General features: G+C 72.9%; 14 protein-coding genes. 7 read left to right on the top strand and 7 right to left on the bottom strand.

Annotated elements, in window-relative coordinates; translation table 11 throughout:
- Window positions 1-93 precede the first annotated feature (93 nt).
- From gad to hrpB, 3 genes are read left to right on the top strand one after another with little or no spacing between them, the layout of a single operon-like run.
- On the top strand, window positions 94-1,506 hold the full coding sequence (gene gad / locus CTE05_RS03075) for a glutamate decarboxylase (RefSeq protein ID WP_186814715.1): 1,413 nt from the start codon (window positions 94-96) through the stop codon (window positions 1,504-1,506).
- On the top strand, window positions 1,503-2,351 hold the full coding sequence (locus CTE05_RS03080; protein WP_186814716.1) for a YrhK family protein: 849 nt from the start codon (window positions 1,503-1,505) through the stop codon (window positions 2,349-2,351). Before gad ends, CTE05_RS03080 begins: the two co-directional genes overlap by 4 nt.
- A 17-nt stretch (window positions 2,352-2,368) precedes the next feature.
- Window positions 2,369-4,861 (top strand): ATP-dependent helicase HrpB, encoded by a 2,493-nt coding sequence (hrpB, locus tag CTE05_RS03085; RefSeq protein ID WP_222595399.1) that lies wholly within the window; start codon window positions 2,369-2,371, stop codon window positions 4,859-4,861.
- A gap of 1 nt (window position 4,862) precedes the next feature.
- Here the strand turns inward: hrpB and CTE05_RS03090 are convergent, their stop codons facing one another.
- On the bottom strand, window positions 4,863-5,687 hold the full coding sequence (locus CTE05_RS03090; RefSeq protein WP_186814717.1) for a bestrophin-like domain: 825 nt from the start codon (window positions 5,685-5,687) through the stop codon (window positions 4,863-4,865).
- 84 nt (window positions 5,688-5,771) lie between these two features.
- On the opposite strand from CTE05_RS03090, the gene CTE05_RS03095 reads away from it, so the two are divergent.
- On the top strand, window positions 5,772-6,476 hold the full coding sequence (locus tag CTE05_RS03095) for an esterase/lipase family protein (protein WP_146844646.1): 705 nt from the start codon (window positions 5,772-5,774) through the stop codon (window positions 6,474-6,476).
- A gap of 4 nt (window positions 6,477-6,480) precedes the next feature.
- Here CTE05_RS03095 and CTE05_RS03100 read toward each other — a convergent pair whose 3' ends face one another.
- Window positions 6,481-7,308, bottom strand: a complete 828-nt coding sequence (locus tag CTE05_RS03100) for an alpha/beta fold hydrolase (RefSeq protein ID WP_146844647.1) — start codon at window positions 7,306-7,308, stop codon at window positions 6,481-6,483.
- Window positions 7,309-7,358: 50 nt separating this feature from the next.
- Window positions 7,359-8,894, bottom strand: coding sequence for a GAF domain-containing sensor histidine kinase (locus CTE05_RS03105; RefSeq protein WP_146844648.1), 1,536 nt, complete (start codon window positions 8,892-8,894; stop codon window positions 7,359-7,361).
- A gap of 114 nt (window positions 8,895-9,008) precedes the next feature.
- Between CTE05_RS03105 and CTE05_RS03110 the strand changes: the two genes are divergently transcribed.
- Window positions 9,009-9,557 carry a hypothetical protein gene (locus tag CTE05_RS03110; protein ID WP_146844649.1) on the top strand — a complete coding sequence of 183 codons (549 nt, stop codon included), beginning with the start codon at window positions 9,009-9,011 and terminating at the stop codon, window positions 9,555-9,557.
- A 10-nt stretch (window positions 9,558-9,567) separates the two neighbouring features.
- Here CTE05_RS03110 and CTE05_RS03115 read toward each other — a convergent pair whose 3' ends face one another.
- Entirely contained in the window at window positions 9,568-10,215 is a 648-nt protein-coding gene (locus CTE05_RS03115) for a response regulator (protein WP_146844650.1), read from the bottom strand.
- 17 nt (window positions 10,216-10,232) lie between these two features.
- Complete coding sequence (locus tag CTE05_RS03120) at window positions 10,233-11,729, bottom strand: XRE family transcriptional regulator (RefSeq protein WP_186814718.1); 1,497 nt, start codon at window positions 11,727-11,729, stop codon at window positions 10,233-10,235.
- Between the two features lie 128 nt (window positions 11,730-11,857).
- On the opposite strand from CTE05_RS03120, the gene ppdK reads away from it, so the two are divergent.
- Window positions 11,858-14,554: a pyruvate, phosphate dikinase gene (gene ppdK / locus CTE05_RS03125; protein ID WP_146844651.1), complete on the top strand. Its 2,697-nt coding sequence runs from the start codon at window positions 11,858-11,860 to the stop codon at window positions 14,552-14,554.
- On the opposite strand, the gene CTE05_RS03130 is transcribed toward ppdK, so the two are convergent.
- Entirely contained in the window at window positions 14,543-15,418 is an 876-nt protein-coding gene (locus CTE05_RS03130; RefSeq protein WP_146844652.1) for an alpha/beta fold hydrolase, read from the bottom strand. The genes ppdK and CTE05_RS03130 overlap by 12 nt on opposite strands.
- 54 nt (window positions 15,419-15,472) lie before the next feature.
- Between CTE05_RS03130 and CTE05_RS03135 the strand changes: the two genes are divergently transcribed.
- Window positions 15,473-16,015, top strand: a complete 543-nt coding sequence (locus tag CTE05_RS03135; protein ID WP_146844653.1) for a TetR/AcrR family transcriptional regulator — start codon at window positions 15,473-15,475, stop codon at window positions 16,013-16,015.
- Window positions 16,016-16,057: 42 nt separating this feature from the next.
- On the opposite strand, the gene CTE05_RS03140 is transcribed toward CTE05_RS03135, so the two are convergent.
- The gene (locus tag CTE05_RS03140) at window positions 16,058-17,896 is read right to left on the bottom strand and encodes a bifunctional metallophosphatase/5'-nucleotidase (protein WP_146844654.1); all 1,839 of its coding nucleotides are present in this window, start codon (window positions 17,894-17,896) and stop codon (window positions 16,058-16,060) included.
- Window positions 17,897-17,936 lie beyond the last annotated feature (40 nt).

Below are 17,936 nucleotides of genomic sequence, written 5' to 3' on the forward strand. Positions count from 1 at the left end.
TTTCGGGACGGACCGCGCTACGTTCGACGCGCAGGTGCGTGCCGGGGGGACGGCGGTCAGCCGGCTCCGGACCGATGGACTGGAGGAGCACAGGTGAGCGAGACGTCCGACCCGTTCGGCCCGATCCACGGCCGGCCCAGCTTCCGTGAGCACATCGACCGCGGCACGTTCCCCGCCCACGGCCTGGAGCCGGACGAGGCCTACGAGCTCCTGCACACCGGTCTCATGCTCGACGGCCGCGAGACGCTGAACCTCGCGTCCTTCGTCACGACCTGGATGGAGCCGCAGGCAGAGAGGCTGATCCACGACACGCTGCGCAAGAACCACATCGACCACGAGGAGTACCCGGCGGCGTCGCTGATCGAGGAAGCCTGTGTGCACATGCTGGGCGACCTCTTCAACGCCCCGGACTCCGCGGCCGTCGTCGGCGTGGCGACCATCGGGTCCTCCGAGGCGATCATGCTCGGGCTGCTCGCCCACAAGCGCGCGTGGCGGGACCGGCGCCGGGCCGCGGGTCTGCCGACGGACCGGCCGAACGTGGTGTTCGGTGCGGAGACCCACGTGGTGTGGGACAAGTTCGCCAACTACTTCGACGTCGAGATGCGCAAGATCCCTATGAAGGCGGACCGGTTCGTGCTCAGCGCGGACGACGTCGAGGCGCACGTCGACGAGAACACCATCGCCGTCGGCGCGGTGCTCGGCACGACGCACATCGGTGAGGCGGACCCGATCGAGGAGATCAACGACCTCCTCGTGCGGATCAAGGCGGAGAAGGGGTGGGACGTCCCGCTGCACGTCGACGGTGCGAGCGGAGCGTTCATCGCCCCGTTCGCGGAGCCCGACCTGCGGTGGGACTTCCGCCTCGAGCAGGTCGCGTCGATCAACGTGTCGGGGCACAAGTACGGCCTCGTCTACCCGGGGGTCGGCTGGCTGATCTTCCGGGACGCGTCGAGGCTGCCTGAGGACCTCGTCTTCAGCGTCAACTACCTCGGCGGCGCGCAGCCGACCTACACGTTCAACTTCTCGCGCGGGTCGGCCATGATCCAGGCGCAGATGTACAACTTCCTGCGGCTCGGACGCAGCGGGTACACGTCGATCGTCGAGACGATGCTCGCCAACGCCCGGTTCCTCAACGAGAGCCTCGAGGCGAGCGGCCGGTTCGAGATCCTCAATCCCGGGCTGGCGGAGCCCGTGGTCACCTTCGCGATCAAGGGTGACCCGGGCTTCGACGTCTATCACCTGTCCGCGCGGCTGCGCGAGGACGGCTGGATCGTGCCCGCATACAGCCTGCCGCCGGACGCCGACGCCGTGCACCTGATGCGCGTCGTCGTCCGGCTCGACCTGAGCCGCATCATGATCGAGCAGCTCCTGCGTGACCTGATGGCCGCCTGGGACGCGCTCGTGGCGGAGCAACCCGTCCAGCGTCCGGCCGCCAAGCCCGACGTGTGGACGTCGCCCGCGCACGCCGCGGCGAAGAGCAAGGCGCGCACCGGCCTGCACCCGTGACGTCGAGAGTCCCGGACCTGCCCGCGGGCTGGCGGGTCCTGCACACCCACGGCCCGCTCGGCTTCGTCACCCACGCGGTGCTCGTGCGCCCGGACGGCAGCGAGGTCGAGTGGAGCTCCCGGCGGCACCGCAAGGGTCTCGGCCTGCGGCTCGCCGGGGTCCGGGCCGAGGGTGGTCGGGCCAGCGCGACGAGCTGGTGGATCGGGAGCCTGTTCGCGATCGGCTCGCTCTGCTTCGCCCTCGGGTCGGTGCCGCTGTACTTCGAGGCGCTCGACCCGGCCGTGGTCGCGGGCACGTTCTTCGTCGGGTCGATCTTCTTCACCTCGGCCGCCTACCTGCAGTTCCACGAGACGCTGCGCGCGCCGGGCGGCGTGGTCGCGGAGTCGGCGCGACCCGGCCGGCTGGCGTCGCTGGTGGGCTGGCAGCCGCGTCGGATCGACTTCTGGGCGGTGCTCGTCCAGCTGGTGGGGACCGTGTTCTTCAACGTCAGCACGTTCGCGGCCACGCAGGCCGACCTGACGCTCGCCCAGGAGCGGCACCTGATCTGGGCGCCGGACGTGTACGGGTCCATCTGCTTCCTCGTCGCCAGCTGGTTCGCCTACGCCGAGGTGAACCGGGGCGTCCTCCCGCGGTCGGACCGTTCCGTCGGGTGGCGGATCGCCGCGCTCAACCTGCTCGGGTCGGTCGCGTTCGGCGTCTCGGCGGTCGCGGCCCGCTACCTGCCCACGGGGGAGTCGGCCAACCTCGGGCTGGTCAACCTCGGCACCTTCCTCGGCGCGGTGTGCTTCCTGGTCGGCGCCGCGCTGCTGCCCGTCGAGTCGGCGAAGGAGCGATCGTCGGCCTGACCCCGCAGACTGCGTGCGTGGACGACCCGATCGCGCGGCTGCTCGCCGACCCGCCGGACCTCCCCGTGCGCGACGGGCTCCCCGACGTCGTCGCGGCGCTCCGGGCGCGCGGCGTGGTCGTCGTGCAGGCGCCACCGGGGACGGGGAAGACGACCCTGGTCCCGCCTGCCGTCGCCGCGGCGGTCCCCGGACGCGTCGTGGTCACCCAGCCGCGCCGGATCGCCGCACGTGCGGCAGCTCGCCGCCTGGCGCACCTGCTCGGCGAGCCCGTCGGTCGGACCGTGGGGTTCTCCGTCCGCGGGGAGAGCACCGCGAGCGCCGCGACGAGGGTCGAGGTGGTGACCACCGGGGTGCTGCTGCGCCGCATGCAGCGCGACCCCGAGCTCCCCGGGGTCGGCGCCGTGATCCTCGACGAGGTGCACGAACGGCACCTCGTCGACGACCTCGCGCTGGCCCTGCTCGTCGACGTCCGGACGCACCTGCGCGACGATCTCGCCGTCGTGGCGATGTCGGCGACGGTGGAGGCGGAGCGGACCGCGGCGCTGCTCGGTGACTCCGAGCCGGCGCCCGTGGTCGCCGTCCCCGGTGCGCTGTTCCCCGTCGACACGGTCTGGTGCCCGGCGCCCGCGCGCACCGCCCGGACCGACGAGCGCGGGGTGACCCCGGCGTTCCTCGACCACGTGGCCGCCACCGTCCGCCGTGCCCTGGCCGAGCGCCCCGGGGACGTCCTGGTCTTCGTGCCCGGCGCCGGGGAGGTCGACGGGGTGGCACGCCGCCTCGGCGGTCTCGACGTCGACGTCCGGCCCCTGCACGGCAGGCTGCCCGCGCACGCCCAGGACCTCGCCCTCACGGCCGGAGCGCGACGGAGGGTCGTCGTGTCGACGGCCGTCGCAGAGTCGTCGCTCACGGTGCCGGGCGTCCGGCTCGTGGTCGACGCAGGACTGTCACGCGAGCCCCGCACCGACCACCGCCGCGGGCTCGCCGGCCTGGTGACCGTCGGGGTGAGCCGCGCGTCCGCGGAGCAGCGCGCCGGCCGCGCCGGCCGTGAAGGACCCGGCGCGGCCTACCGGTGCTGGTCAGCCCACGACCACGCACGCCTCGTGGCACACCCCGAACCGGAGATCCTCACGGCCGACCTCACGGCGTTCGCGCTCGAGCTGGCGTGCTGGGGGAGCCCCGACGGTCTCGGGCTCGCCCTGCTCGACCGGCCTCCGGCTGCCGCGATGGCGGTCGCGCACGCGACGCTCGCCGCACTCGGCGCCGTCGACGAGCACGGGCAGCCCACAGCGCGCGGGCGGGCCGTGGCCGCGGTCCCCGCCGACCCCCGCCTCGCCCGCGGGCTCCTCGACGGAGCCGCGCTCGTGGGCGCGCGCCGCGCGGCCGAGGTCGTCGCCCTCCTCTCCGAGGACACGCGTGCCCCCGGCGGGGACCTGGTCGCGGCGCTGCGCGCGCTGCGGCGCGGAGGACCGCAGTCCGGACCGTGGCAGGCACAGGTGGGCCGGTTGCGGGCCCTGGTCCCGGACACCCGCGCCCCGTCGCACCTCGGCGACGACCTTGCCGTCGGACTCGTCGTCGCCCTCGCCCACCCGGACCGCGTCGCGCGGCTGCGCCCCGGCGGGTCGACGTACCTCATGACGTCCGGCACAGGAGCGGTGCTGCCGCCCGGCTCGGCGCTCGCGGGCCTCCCGTGGTTGGCGGTCGCCGACGCCGACCGCGGCGCCGGCCGCCGGGACGCCACCGTCCGGTCGGGCGCGCCGGTCGACCTCGACGTCGCCACGGAGGCCGCGCCGGCACTGCTGCGCGAGGACGAGGTCGTCGCCTGGGCCGACGGCGCGGTGGTCGCCCGCCGCGTCCGGCGGCTCGGCGCGATCGAGCTGACGTCCGTGCCGCTGACCGACCCGCCGCCCGAGCTCGTCGTGGCGGCGCTGCGTGACGGGCTGACCCGCGAGGGACTGGCCCTGCTGCGCTGGACCGACGCCGCGACGGGCCTCCGGCAGCGGATGGCGTTCCTGCACCGGGCGCTCGGGCCGCCGTGGCCCGACGTGTCCGACGACGCCCTCCTGGCGGACCTGCAGGACTGGCTCGGGCCGGACCTCGCGCGCGTGCGGGGGGCCCGGGACCTGAGCCGGGTCGACGTCGTGCAGGCGTTGCGCCGGCTCCTGCCGTGGCCCGACGCGAGCCGGCTCGACGCCCTCGCCCCCGAACGCGTCACCGTGCCCGGCGGGTCGAGCCTGCGCATCGACTACACCGGCGACCAGCCGGTCCTCCCCGTCCGGCTGCAGGAGGTCTTCGGGTGGCGCACCACGCCACGGCTCGCCGACGGGCGGGTCCCGGTGCTGCTGCACCTGCTCTCACCCGCGGGACGCCCGGCGGCCGTCACCGCCGACCTCGCGTCCTTCTGGAGCTCTGGCTACCCGGCGGTCCGGTCCGAGCTGCGCGGCCGGTACCCCAAGCACGCGTGGCCGGACGACCCGCTGACCGCCACCCCGGTGCGCGGGGTGCGCCGGTAGGTCAGTCGGCCCGGCCCGTGGCGTCGCACGGCGGCGTGACCGTGATGTCCACCTCGGTCAGCTGCGCGTCGACGATGCGCATCGTGCGCTCCATCGCGGCCGGCTCGAGCTTGCCGACCTGGTCGCCGTGCGGGTGGTCGAAGAAGCCCAGCAGCAGCAGGAGCAAGGTGATGACGACGGTCACGCTGCCCATCAGCAGGCCCTGCGTGACAGCGCCCTCCGCCGAGTCCGCGAAGAACAGGACGTAGACGAAGATCACGGCGGAGATGACGAACAGGACGAGCCAGAGGGGCAACGGGATCAGGCCCTCCGCGCCGTGCACGCGGTCGATGCGGGCCTGCTCGCGGTTGGCCGTCTGGTCCATCCACCGGTCGTACGCGGACTGCTCGACGGCCGTCTGCGGCTCGACGGTGTCGATGGTCTCGAACAGCGCGGGACCCCACGGGTTGAACGCGTCACCCAGGGTGCCGTCCTGCATCCGTGGCCACTCGACGCCCACCACCGCCCGGGCGTAGCAGACCAGCTCGCCGGTGAGCTCCTCGCGGACGTCAGCGGGCAGGAACTGCGCGGTCTGCACCTGTTGCGCGACCGTGACCGCCTCGGTCTCGGCACCGGACCGCGCCTGGTCGTAGGACTGGAACGCCAGGAAGATGATGAAGCCGAGCAGGACCGAGAAGCCCGTGGCCAGGACACCGAACACGCCGGACGCGCGGTCCCCGTCGCTGAAGTAGCTGCCCTCCGGAGCCCGGCGGCGGACCAGCAGCATCGCCGTCACCGTGAACGCCGTGACCCCGAGCGTGATCAGTGCACCCATCACGATGTTCATGCTGTGCAGCTCGCGAGGCGACGGAGTCGGGGCACATGCCCACGATAGGGCCATAGCGGACCCGTCGTGCGGCACCATGTCCGCATGCAGGATGCGACGAGGACGTCCGGTGGTCTGCTGCGTCAGACCTGGTGGCGCGCACGCGACTACGCCTCCGTGCTCGCCTGGCAGGCCGCGGGCATCACCTCGCGCGTGGACCCCGACGACCTGCGGCGGCCGGAGCACCCGGTCGGGCCGCCGGTCGTCCTGGTCCCCGGCGTGTACGAGTCGTGGCACTTCCTGCTGCCGCTGGCGATGCTCCTGCACGAGCACGGCGTGCGCGTCCACGTGCTGCCGGACCTCGGCAACAACCGCCGCCCGGTCCTGCGCGGCGCGAGCGTGCTCGGTCGGTACCTCGAGGCGCACGACCTGCGCGACGTCGTGGTGGTCGCGCACAGCAAGGGCGGGCTCATCGGCAAGCTCGCCATGCTGCGTGAGGACCCCAGCGGCCGCATCGTGTCGATGATCGCGGTGAACACCCCGTTCGCCGGGTCGTCGTACGCGCGGTGGTTCGTGACCCCGGCGGTGCGCGCGTTCATCCCCAGCGACGCCACCATCGTGGCGCTCGACGCCGAGCGCACCGTCAACCACCGGATCACGTCGGTCTACAGCTGGTGGGACCCGCACATCCCGGCAGGGAGCGCGCTCGACGGCGCGACAGAGGTGGTGCTGGACACCCCGGGGCACTTCCGGCCCTTGGCGGACCCCCGGCTGCACGAGCTGCTGCTGCAGCGGACCGTGGGCGCCTGAGCTTCTAGTCCCGCGGGAGCTGCAGCACCCGGGTGTAGCCGGGGGAGTCGGGGTCGTCGACGATCTCTCGCCCGTCGAGCCAGGACGAGATCACGTGCGAGAGCTCACCGGGGTGGCTGAAGTTGATCGCGTGCGCGGCGCCCTCGATCAGGGCGACCGTGGTGTGGTCGGAGGCCAGCCGGCTCACCTCGCGGACCCGGACGGGCGGCGGCATCAGCGGGTCCTTGCTGCCGATGACGGCGAGCGTCGGGACGGGGGACTTCAGGAGCCGCTCCAGCGACGGGAACCGGGTCATCTCGCTGAACAGGTGGAACGTGTTGACGGGACCGAACCGCAGGTAGTCGGGCACGGCCACGCGGGCCATCTGCCGGTTCTCCCGCGCGCCGTCGATCGCGAGCTGCCGGACGGCGCGGCCCAGGCCCTGGTTGTGCACACCCCCGGCGGGCGAGACCAGCACGACCCGGTCGACGCGGTCGGGCGCCGCGTGCGCGACCTCGAGGCTGACCGGGCACCCCATGGAGTTGCCGACCAGGACCACGCGGTCCAGCTCCAGGGCGTCGAGGATCTTCAGCAGCGCGAGGGCCAGCGCCGGGATGCCGAGGGTGTACTCCCAGTTCTCGCTCTTGCCGTAGCCGGGCAGGTCGGGGACCAGGTTGGTCGCGCGACGGGCGAGCATCCGGGCCGTCGGCATGAGATAGGCGCCGGAGATGGCGAAGCCGTGCACGTGCACGATCGGCAGGGCGTCGGCGACGGGGTCGCTCTGTCGGTAGAAGACGCTGTGACCGTCCACCTCGACGGTGCTCTCTGTCCATCCGGCGACGTTGTCCACCATGCGTCAGATCGTGGCAGAGCGGACCTGCGTTGGCGAGGCGCGCCGGGGCGTCAGGACAGCGGCACGGACCAGCGCAGGTGGGTCCCACCCTCCGGCAGCGCTGCGACGACCACGGAACCTCCCCAGCGCGCGGCCCGGTTCTCCAGGTTGGCGAGCCCGCTGCGACGGCCGACGTCCGCAGGGATCCCGACACCGTCGTCCTGGACCTCGACCACCAGGTTCTGACCCACCTGCACCCGGACCACCACGTCGTGCGCCCGAGCGTGGCGCGCGACGTTCGCGAGCGCCTCCCGCACCACGGCGACGGCGTCCTCGACGACGTCGTCCGGCACCGTCGCGGTCACCCCGTCCGTGCGCAGGCGCGGCAGGAAGCCGAGGACCTGGCGGGCGCCGACCACCTCGGCGTCGATCCGGTGCCGCAGGCCCGTCCCCGTCCCGTCGGAGCGCGCACCGAGCCGGAAGATCGTGGTGCGCACGTCCTTGATCGTCTCGTCGAGATCGTCGACGGCGGCCTCGAGCCGGCGAGCGACCTCCGGCCGGACGGCGCCCTGCGCGGCGGCGCCCTGGACGTCCAGCCCGATCGCGAACAGGCGCTGGATCACCATGTCGTGCAGGTCCCGGGCGATCCGCTCGCGGTCCTCGAGGACGGCCAGCCTCGCGCGGTCCGCCTGGGCGTCCGCGACGTCGAGGGCCAGCGCGAGCTGCTCGCCGAACCCGGCGATGCTGGGCAGGTCGAGCCGTGGCGCGTCGCCGGCGGGCCACGACACCTCGACGGCCCCGATCCACCGGTCACCGCTGCGCAGCGGGAGCGCGAGGGCCCACGACCCGTCCTCCTGCTCGCGCAGCACGGGCCAGACGCCGGCCAGCTCCTCGGCGAGGGCGGTCGGCAGCTCGTCCGTCTCCCCGTAGAGCACCGCGCCCGTCGCCCGGGCGCTCTCCTGGATGCGTGCCAGCACTGCGTCGAGGGCCACGTCACGGGGCAGGTCGCCCGTGAGCCACGACGAGGTGGCGGCCGCCGTCTCCAGCCACAGCTCGTGCTCGCGCGCCTGGTGGTAGGCGCGGGCGTGACCGACCGCCACCCCAGCGGCCGCGGCGAGCGCGACCGCGACCTGCTCGTCGCGAGCGGTGAAGTCGATCGGGGCGCCGTCCTGGCCCAGCTTGTCCGTGAGGTACAGGTTGCCGAACACCGCCCCGCGGGCGCGCACCGGCACCCCGAGGAACGTCTGCATCGGCGGGTGGTGCGCGGGGAACCCGACCGACGACGGGTGGTCGGCGAGGTCGTGCAGGCGCAGCACGTCCGGGGCGGTGGATAGGTGACCGAGGACACCGCGGCCCTCGGGAAGGTGACCGATCCGCAGCGCCGTCTCCGCGTCGATGCCCTGGTACACGAACTCCTGCAGGCCGCCGTGCTCCCCGAGCACCCCCAGGGCGCCGTACCGCGCCCCGGTGAGGCTGCACCCGGCCGCGACGAACCGCTCCAGGACGGTGGCCATGTCGAGGTCGGCGGTCATCGAGACGACCGCGTCCATCATCGCCTCGAGGCGGTCGTCACGTTCGGAGCCGGAGTCGATGGCGTCGGGCCGCATGGTCGGAGCATAGGTCGGCCGTCGGGCTATCAGGGCCTTTCGACCCTGTGGGCCGGTGCGTGCCGGGCGAACCCTGGAGGAGACGTGAGTCCGAGACACGAGGAGGTGAGGACGATGCGGGCACTGGTGGTGTACGAGTCGTCGTTCGGGAACACGGGTCAGGTGGCGCAGGCGGTCTGCGAGGGCATGCGCCGGCGTCTGCCGGACACCGCCCTGCGCGACGTCGCCTCCGCCCCCCGCCGCTTGCCGCCGGAGCTGGAGCTGCTGGTCGTCGGGGCACCGACGCAGGCGTTCGGCATGAGCCGGCCCCGGACTCGTGAGGACGCGCAGCGGCAGGCGGGTGTGGAGGTGCCGTCGCCGGGCATCGGGGTGCGCGAGTGGCTCCGCGAGCTCGAACCCCCCGAGCGTCCCGTGCACGCCGCGACGTTCGACACGCGGATCCACACGCCGCACGTCCCCGGCTCCGCCGCGGTCGGCGCCTGGCGGATGCTGCGGCGCGACGGCTTCCACGTGTCCGCCGAGGCGGAGAGCTTCTGGGTGCTCGGCATCCGGGGCCCGCTGCGCGACGGGGAGATCGAGCGTGCGCGGTCCTGGGGCACCAGCCTCGTGAGCCTCCTGCTGGGTCCGCACCCGATCGGTCCGGTCGGGTCGCAGTCGCGCTGAGGTCCCGCGGCTACTCCGGGTGCAGACGGTTCTGCTCGGTGATGAACAGGGCCGCCTGCGTCCGTCCGCGCACCTCGATCTTGGCCAGCAGGCTCGAGATGTAGTTCTTCACGGTCTTCTCTGCGAGGAACATCCGGTCGGCGATCTCCCGGTTGCTCAGGCCTTCCCCGATGAGGTCGAGCACCGCGCTCTCCTGGGAGGTCAGCAGCTCGAGGCGGGGGTCGCGCCGCTGGGTCTCGTGCAGCCGGGCGAGCACGCGCTGGGTCGTCGCCGCGTCGAGCAACGACTTGCCGGCCGCCACGGTCCGGATGGAGTCGAGCAGCTGGGAGCCGCGGATCTCCTTGAGCACGTAGCCCGCGGCGCCCGCGGTGATCGCTGCGAGGAGGGCCTCGTCGTCCTCGAACGACGTGAGCATGAGGCAGCGGACACCGGGCGCCGTCGACGCGAGCTCGCGGCACACCTCGATCCCGTTGCCGTCCGGCAGCCGCACGTCGAGCAGGGCGACGTCGGCCTCGGAGCGAGGGATGCGGACGAGGGCCTCCTGCGCGGTCGCCGCCTCGCCGACGACGGTGATGTCGGCGGTCGACTCGAGGAGGCGCAGAAGGCCCTGACGGACGACCTCGTGGTCGTCGAGCAGGAACACCCGGATCTGTGGCATGCCGACACTGTGCACCATCACCGGGGTGCGTGGCGGTCGAGAAACGCGTACACCTCGGCATCTTCGACGCCGGGGAAGGCTCCGGTGGGCAGGGGCGAGAGCACGTGCGCGTGCACCGCGGCGCTCGGCCAGGCGTGCGGCGCCCACTCGGCGGCCAGCTCCGGGTCGGGGAGCCGGCAGCAGGTCGGGTCCGGGCACCGGGACTCACGACGCCTCGTCGTGTCCCGTCCCCGGAACCACTTCGCGGCGCCGAACGGCACGCCCACGGTGATCGAGAACCCGCCGGCGGACGTCGAGCCGGTCTGCGTGGTGCACCAGAAGGTGCCCTCCGGGGTGTCGGTGTACTGGTAGTACTCGCCGGCGCGGTCGCGCCGCGTGAACGCCGAGCGGGCCGCCCACTCGCGGCAGACGACCTGGCCCTCGATCGCGCCGGTGCCGTCAGTGGGGAACCTCACGGCGTCGTTGCTGTACCCCTTGAACAGGGTGCCGTCGTCGCCCACCCGCAGGAAGTGCAGGCGGATGTCGAGGTGCTCGGTCAACAGGTTGGTGAGCCGTTGCGCCGCGGCCTCGTGCGTGACGCCGAACGAGTCGCGGAAGTCCTCGACGGCCAGCTCCTTGCGGCGCTTGGCCGCGCTCAGGTGCGCGACGGCCGCCGTGCTGGGCATCAGGCAGGCGGCGGCGAAGTACGTGATCTCGACGCGCTGGCGCAGGAAGTCCGCGTAGCTGCGGGGCGTCGAGTGGGCGAGCACGCGGTGCGCGATCGCCTGGAGCGCGAGCGAGCGCAGGCCGTGGCCGCCGGGGATCGACGCCGGGGGCAGGTAGATGCGGCCGTTCGCCAGGTCGGTGACCGTGCGCGTGGAGTGCGGGAGGTCGTCGACGTGGATCAGCGTGAAGCCGAGGTCGGCGGCCATCGACGCGACCGCGCTGTGGGTCAGGGCGCCGGTCGTGTACCCCGCGCGCCGCACCAGGTCCTCGGCGGCGGTCTCGATCTCGGGCAGGTGGTTGTTGCGCTCGCGCATCCAGAGGCGCAGCGCCGTGGTCGCCCGACGGGCCTCCTCGGGCGTGGCGATGGCGGCGTCGGCACGCCGGGCGAGCTCACGGTGCAGCCCGACGAGTGCCTCGAGCGCCTCCGTCGGCAGGTTCTTCGCCGGCCGGACGGTCGGCAGGCCCAGCGCCGCGTAGGTGGCGGTGCCCTGCGCGCGGTCGAGGTCGATCTCGAGGGCGGCGCGCCGCGACGGCGGCGCGGCGTCGAGCAGGTCCGTCGTCGTGGTCCCCAGCGCGGAGGCCAGGGACTGCAGGAGGCTCAACCGCGGCTCGCGCCGACCGTTCTCGACGAGCGACAGCTGGCTGGCGGTCGAGCCCACCCGCTGCCCGAGCTCGTCGAGCGTGAGCCCCCGCTCCGTGCGCGCGTGTCGGATCCGTCGGCCGAGCAGGAGCATCTGGCTCCCTGCGGCGGCCGGTTCGCGCGGGTCGCTGGGCAGGTCGATGACCGGACGAGGGGAGTCTGTCGCCATGACGTTGACCGTAGGCCAAGATTGCCTGTTCTTGCCGCAATAGCGCCCTTGAGGATCGGCGGGAGTAGCCTGGACGCTTGAAGGAGACGGGTATTCCTCCCGCCCAGCCCTGCGAACAGGAGCCCTTCATGACGTCGTATGTCTCGCGGTTCCGCGACGGTGACAAGGACCAGAAGGACCTCCTGGGTGGCAAGGGCGCCAACCTGGCCGAGATGACGAACCTCGACCTGCCGGTGCCGCCGGGCTTCACCATCACCACCGCGGCCTGCCGGGCGTACATGCGCGACGGGCACGTGCCGCCCGAGCTGCGCGTCGAGGTGACGCTTGCCGTCCGGGAGATCGAGGACACGATCGGCCGGCGGCTCGGGGACTTCCACGAGCCGCTGCTGGTCTCCGTGCGGTCGGGTGCGAAGTTCTCCATGCCCGGGATGATGGAGACGGTCCTCAACATCGGGCTCAACGACGCGTCCGTGAAGGGGCTGACCGAGTTCTCGGGCGACGAGCGGTTCGCGTGGGACTCCTACCGGCGACTCATCCAGAAGTTCGGCAAGACCGTCCTCGGGATCGACGGCGAGCTCTTCGCTGCGGCGCTCGACGAGCGCAAGGCCGCGGTGGGCGCGGTGACCGACGTCGACCTGTCCGCGCAGGACCTGCGCGTCCTCGTGCAGACGTTCAAGGAGATCGTCGTCGAGCAGACCGGCCGCGAGTTCCCCCAGCACCCGCGCGAGCAGCTCGACATGGCGATCGAGGCGGTCCTCGACTCGTGGAACACCGACCGGGCGCGCCTGTACCGGCGCCGCGAGCGCATCCCGCACGACCTCGGGACGGCGGTCAACGTCGTGAGCATGGTGTTCGGGAACCTCGGTGAGACGTCGGGGACGGGCGTCTGCTTCACGCGGGACCCGTCGACGGGGGAGGCAGGCGTCTACGGCGACTACCTGCCGAACGCGCAGGGCGAGGACGTCGTCGCGGGGATCCGCAACACGCTGCCGCTGTCCGAGCTCGAGGTGCTCGACCCGGTCTCCTACGACGCGCTGCGGCACGCGATGCGACGGCTCGAGACGCACTACCGCGACCTGTGCGACATCGAGTTCACCATCGAGCGCGGCAAGCTCTGGCTGCTGCAGACGCGCGTGGGCAAGCGGACGGCGGCGGCCGCGTTCCGGATCGCGACCGAGCTCGTCGACGAGAGCCTCATCACGATGGACGAGGCGATCACGCGCTGCACCGGCGACAAGCTCAGCCAGCTGCTGTTCCCGCAGTTCGACGCCGGTGCGGCCCGGCAGCTCCTGACCCGCGCGATGCCGGCGTCCCCGGGTGCGGCCGTCGGCGAGATCGTGCTCGACAACGCCCAGGCCCTGGAGCGCACGGCCGCCGGCGCGCACGTCATCCTGGTGCGCCGGGAGACCAACCCGGACGACCTGCAGGGCATGATCGTCGCCGACGGCGTGCTGACCGCGCGCGGCGGCAAGACGTCGCACGCCGCGGTCGTCGCCCGCGGGATGGGGACCTGTGCCGTGGTCGGCGCGGAGGAGCTCGACGTGGACGCGGCCCGCGGGGAGGTCAGGGTGCGGGGCGAGGTGCTGCACGCCGGCGACACCATCGCGATCGACGGCGCGACCGGCGAGGTGTTCCGCGGCGAGGTCCCCGTGGTGGACTCCCCGGTGATGGTCTACGTCTCCGACGGGCTGGACGCCGGGCTCGCCGCGGCGGCCGACCCGGAGGCCCGCGCTCTGGTCACGGCCGTGGACCGCGTGCTCCGGCACGCCGACCACGTCCGCCGGATGCACGTCCGCACGAATGCCGACTCGGCCGACGACGCCCGGCGCGCCCGTGCCCGCGGGGCCGAGGGCGTCGGTCTGTGCCGCACGGAGCACCAGTTCCTCGGCGACCGTCGCCAGTACATCGAGCGGCTCGTGCTGGCCTCCGACGACGACGCCCGGCAGGCCGCGCTCGACGCGCTCCTGCCGCTCCAGCGTGACGACTTCGCCGGTCTGCTGGAGGCGATGGACGGCCTGCCGACGACCATCCGCCTCATCGACCCGCCGTTGCACGAGTTCCTGCCGGACCTCACCGAGCTGGCGGTCAAGGTCGCCGTGGCGACGGAGCCCGACCCGACCGACGTCGCCCTCCTGGCTGCGGTCGAACGGATGCACGAGCAGAACCCGATGCTCGGGCTGCGCGGGGTGCGCCTGGGGCTGACGCTGCCGGGCCTGTTCGCCCTCCAGGTCCGGGCGATCGCCGAGGCGACGGTGCAGCTGCGCCAGGCCGGCCGGGACCCGCGGCCGGAGATCATGGTGCCGCTCGTCGGGTCGGTGCGGGAGCTGCAGCTCGTCCGGGAGGAGGCCGAGCGGGTGCTGGCCGAGGTCAGCGCGTCCTCCGGCGTCCCGCTCGACGTGCCCATCGGCTGCATGATCGAGCTGCCGCGCGCCGCCCTGACCGCGCACCGCATCGCGGAGGAGGCGGACTTCTTCTCGTTCGGCACCAACGACCTGACGCAGACCACCTGGGGGTTCTCGCGCGACGACGTCGAGCGGGCCTTCTTCGCCGACTACCTGCAGAACGGCGTGCTCACGATCTCCCCGTTCGAGACGCTCGACGCCGACGGCGTCGGCGCGCTGGTCCGCGCGGGCGTCGAGGGCGGTCGGGCGACGAAGCCCGGTCTGCACCTGGGGGTCTGCGGTGAGCACGGGGGAGACCCCGAGTCGATCCACTTCTTCCACGACGTCGGGCTGGACTATGTGTCCTGCTCGCCGTTCCGTGTCCCGATCGCTCGGCTGGAGGCCGGGCGCGCGGCGGTGGCCCGGAGGTCGTCAGCCGCGTGAGGCGAACAGCGCCCGGGCGTGGTCGACGACCGCGTCCGGGCGCTCGTCCGCCACGAAGTGCCCGGCACCCGGGACGAGCTCCTGCCGGAGGTCGTCCGCGCGGTCCTCGTGCCCGCCGAGCAGCTCGAGCGGGAGCCCGGCCGGGTCGTCGGCCCCGTAGAGCACGACCGTCGGGGTGGTCAGGTGCGCGTCCCGGTACGCGCCCCGGGAGATCCGAGCGACCTCGCCCAGGATGACGTTGCGGTAGAGGGCGGACCCGGCCCGGGCGCGTGCGGGGTCCCGCAGCGGGGCGACGAAGAGCTCGAGGTCCTGCTCGGTCCACGCGTCGGGCACGGTCGGAGATACCAGGAGGTGCCGCGGGAGCCGCCCGGACCGCAGGGTCCACGGGCCGAGGCCGGGCGTGGCGATGACCTCCTGGAACCAGAGCCGCCACAGGACGCCCAGCATCCGCGGGTGGAAGCGGACGAACGGGTGCCCGGCGCCGAAGGTGACGTGGCTGCCCACGCAGTCGGGGTGCTCGAGGCAGAGCGCGAACCCGAGGATGGCCCCGTAGTCGTGGGTGACGAGGTCGACCCGGTCGAGGTCCAGGGCGTCGAGGAGCGCGACGACGTCGGCGAGCAGCTGCTCGCGGGTGTACCCGCCCGCGGGGGCCGCCGTCCAGCCCGCGCCGCGCAGATCGGGGCACAGGACGCGGTGGCCGTCCGCGAGCCCGGGAACGACCTTGCGCCACTCCCACCAGTGCTGCGGGAACCCGTGCAGCAGCAGCACCGGTGGGCCGCTGCCCGCCTCCGCGACGTGCATGCGCAGACCGGGGACCTCCACGAACCGGTGGGTGACCCCGTCGAGAGCCGGGAATCCGTCCATCCCTCGACACTACTACGAACATAGTGCCCGGTCCACTATGTCTATAGTGCCAGCGTGACCACCTTGCGCGACCGCGCGCTCGACGCCGCGATCGACCTGCTCGGGACCGAGGGCCTGCGCTCGCTCACGCACGGCCGCGTCGACGAGCGTGCCGGCCTCGCCCGGGGCTCCACGTCCAACTACTTCCGCACCCGGGACGCGCTCCTCGCGGGAGTGGCCCAACGGATCCTCGAGCGGGAGCTGCCCGAGGTCGGCACCGCGTTCGCGCCCGCGTCGGCGGACGAGCTGGTCGACGCCGTCGCCGCACTCGTCCACCACACCACCACCACGCAGCGCACTCTCACGACCGCGCGGCTCGTCCTCTTCATGGAGGCGAGCCACGACCCCGCGCTCCGGGACACCCTCTCCTCCGGCCGGCGGGCGATGGAGGCGCAGGTCGTCCCCGTGCTCGCGCGTCTCGGCGCCGCCGACCCCGTCACCGGCGCCGCCGCGCTCATGGCGTGTGCCGAGGGGCTGATCCTGCACAGGGTCGCGCGCGGCGACGAGACCGACCCGCGGCCCGCGCTCGAGCTGGTGACGCGCGCCGCCCTGGCGTGACGCGGGCGTCGCACCCCGGGAGGTGCGACGCCCGCGTGCGCGCTACGGCGTGACGGTCAGCGGTGTCCCGCCGGACGTCAGCCGCCAGTCAGGGTTGGTCGACGAGAACACCGCCGGGTCCACCACCTGGTTGGCGCTCACCCAGTCGATGAGCAGCTGCCGGATCTCGACCTGCCGGTTGTAGACGACCGGGGCCGTCGTGACGCCCGGGAAGTTGCCCCCGCCGGACTGCCGGTAGTTGTTGATCGCGACGACGAACTCCTGGGCGTCCGTCACGGGGACGCCGTCGTAGGCCAGGCCCACGACGCGGCTGCCCACCGGCTGTGCCAGGTCGATGTCGTAGGTCAGCGGTGCGTCGAGCCCGCCCATGACGTCGTAGTTGTAGTCGGGCGTGCCGTTGGGGGCCGTCGGGGTCACCGCGTTGGTGAGGGAGGCGGCCGGGTACGTCCCGGGTGTGAGGGCGGGCTTGAAGTACTCCGCCGACTTCTCCAGGTACGCCTTGACCTGCGCGCCCGTGAGCCTGATGCCCAGGAGCGTGTTGTCGTAGATGTAGAGGCCGGCGATGTCGCGCACGGACACGTCGCCCTGCGGGATGGCGGCGTCCTTGTTGAACGGTGCCGCGATCGACAGCACCGGCAGGTCGGCGTCGGCACCCGTGAGCTCGGCCTTGACCGCACCCGCCTGCACGTGGTTGATGAAGTCGAGCACCGCGGCGTCCTCGTAGCGGGCCGTCGCGGCGGACATCGCCTCGGTCGAGGTGCCGATCACGCCGTTGACGTAGTCGACGACGGTCTGCTGCTCGTCGGCGAGCAGACGCACGATCTTCGGGTCCTCCGGCACGGTGTTCGAGTTGAGCACCGACGCGTCCACGGACTGCACGGTCCAGCGGCCCCGGCCGTACGACAGGTCGATGTCGAACACCGACAGCCGCTGGCCCCACTTCAGCGGCTCGGACAGGACGACGGGCCTGCCGGTGGACGTGTTGGTGACCACGCGCTCGGCGATCTCCTGGTGGGCGTGGCCCACGAGGATCGCGTCGATGCCCGGCACCTGCTCCGCGACGAGGGTCGCGGCGTTCTCCGGGAAGGGCAGCGCGTCGCCGTAGGACGACGACGTGTCGGCGCCGGAGTGCGCGGAGACGACCACGACGTCGGCTCCCTTACGCCTCATCTCGGGGACGTACCTCGCCGCCTGCTCGACGAGGCCGCCGAAGCTCATCTGCCCCTCGACGTTCGCCTTGTCCCAGATCGCGATGCCGGGGTTCGTCAGCCCGAGGATGCCGACCTTGACCGGCTTGCCGTGGGGTGTCCGGACGGTCTTGATGACGTACGGCGTGAACGCGGCGCGACCGTTCTTGTCCAGGGTGGCGTTCGCGGCGAGCAGCGGGAAGTCGAGCTGCTTCTCGAACGTGCGCAGGTAGGGGATGCCGTAGTTGAACTCGTGGTTCCCGAGCGCGGCGGCGTCGTAGCCGATCGCGTTCATGGCGGTCGCCATGGGGTGCTCGACGCGCTTCGAGATCGGCTGGATCTTGGCGTAGTAGTACGCCAGCGACGTGCCCTGGATGGTGTCGCCCGCGTCGAGGAGCAGCGTGTTGCGGTCGCCCCGGTCGGCTCGCACCTGGTTCACGAGGGTCGAGATCTTCGCCAGGCCCACGTCGTTGTGCGCGCTGTCGTCGTACTCGGCGTTCGTGAAGTAGTCCCAGTTCAGGGCGCTGCCGTGCAGGTCCGTCGTACCCATGACGGTGAGCTGGTAGGTGTCGCGCCCGCCGTGGCCGTGACCGTCGCCGGCCGTCGCCGGTGCGGCTGCGCCGAGGACGAGCACGGCGGCTGTCGCCAGCACCCCCGCTCTCACCCTGCGACGCTGCAGGTTGGTGGAACTCATGTCGGAGACCTCCCGTGCTGTCGGTTCTGCACCGGGTTGC

The organism is Cellulomonas terrae, from assembly GCF_007990265.1.
In the GTDB taxonomy this organism is placed as follows: domain Bacteria; phylum Actinomycetota; class Actinomycetes; order Actinomycetales; family Cellulomonadaceae; genus Cellulomonas; species Cellulomonas terrae.

Excerpts from the sequence above, each read along its gene's own strand:
- CTE05_RS03130 (WP_146844652.1), bottom strand. The coding sequence starts at position 15,418 with ATGGACGGATTCCCGGCTCTCGACGGGGTCACCCACCGGTTCGTGGAG.
- CTE05_RS03095 (WP_146844646.1), top strand. The coding sequence starts at position 5,772 with ATGCAGGATGCGACGAGGACGTCCGGTGGTCTGCTGCGTCAGACCTGG.
- CTE05_RS03120 (WP_186814718.1), bottom strand. The coding sequence starts at position 11,729 with ATGGCGACAGACTCCCCTCGTCCGGTCATCGACCTGCCCAGCGACCCG.
- CTE05_RS03140 (WP_146844654.1), bottom strand. The coding sequence starts at position 17,896 with ATGAGTTCCACCAACCTGCAGCGTCGCAGGGTGAGAGCGGGGGTGCTG.
- CTE05_RS03115 (WP_146844650.1), bottom strand. The coding sequence starts at position 10,215 with ATGCCACAGATCCGGGTGTTCCTGCTCGACGACCACGAGGTCGTCCGT.
- CTE05_RS03110 (WP_146844649.1), top strand. The coding sequence starts at position 9,009 with ATGCGGGCACTGGTGGTGTACGAGTCGTCGTTCGGGAACACGGGTCAG.
- CTE05_RS03100 (WP_146844647.1), bottom strand. The coding sequence starts at position 7,308 with ATGGTGGACAACGTCGCCGGATGGACAGAGAGCACCGTCGAGGTGGAC.
- CTE05_RS03090 (WP_186814717.1), bottom strand. The coding sequence starts at position 5,687 with ATGAACATCGTGATGGGTGCACTGATCACGCTCGGGGTCACGGCGTTC.
- CTE05_RS03105 (WP_146844648.1), bottom strand. The coding sequence starts at position 8,894 with ATGCGGCCCGACGCCATCGACTCCGGCTCCGAACGTGACGACCGCCTC.
- ppdK (WP_146844651.1), top strand. The coding sequence starts at position 11,858 with ATGACGTCGTATGTCTCGCGGTTCCGCGACGGTGACAAGGACCAGAAG.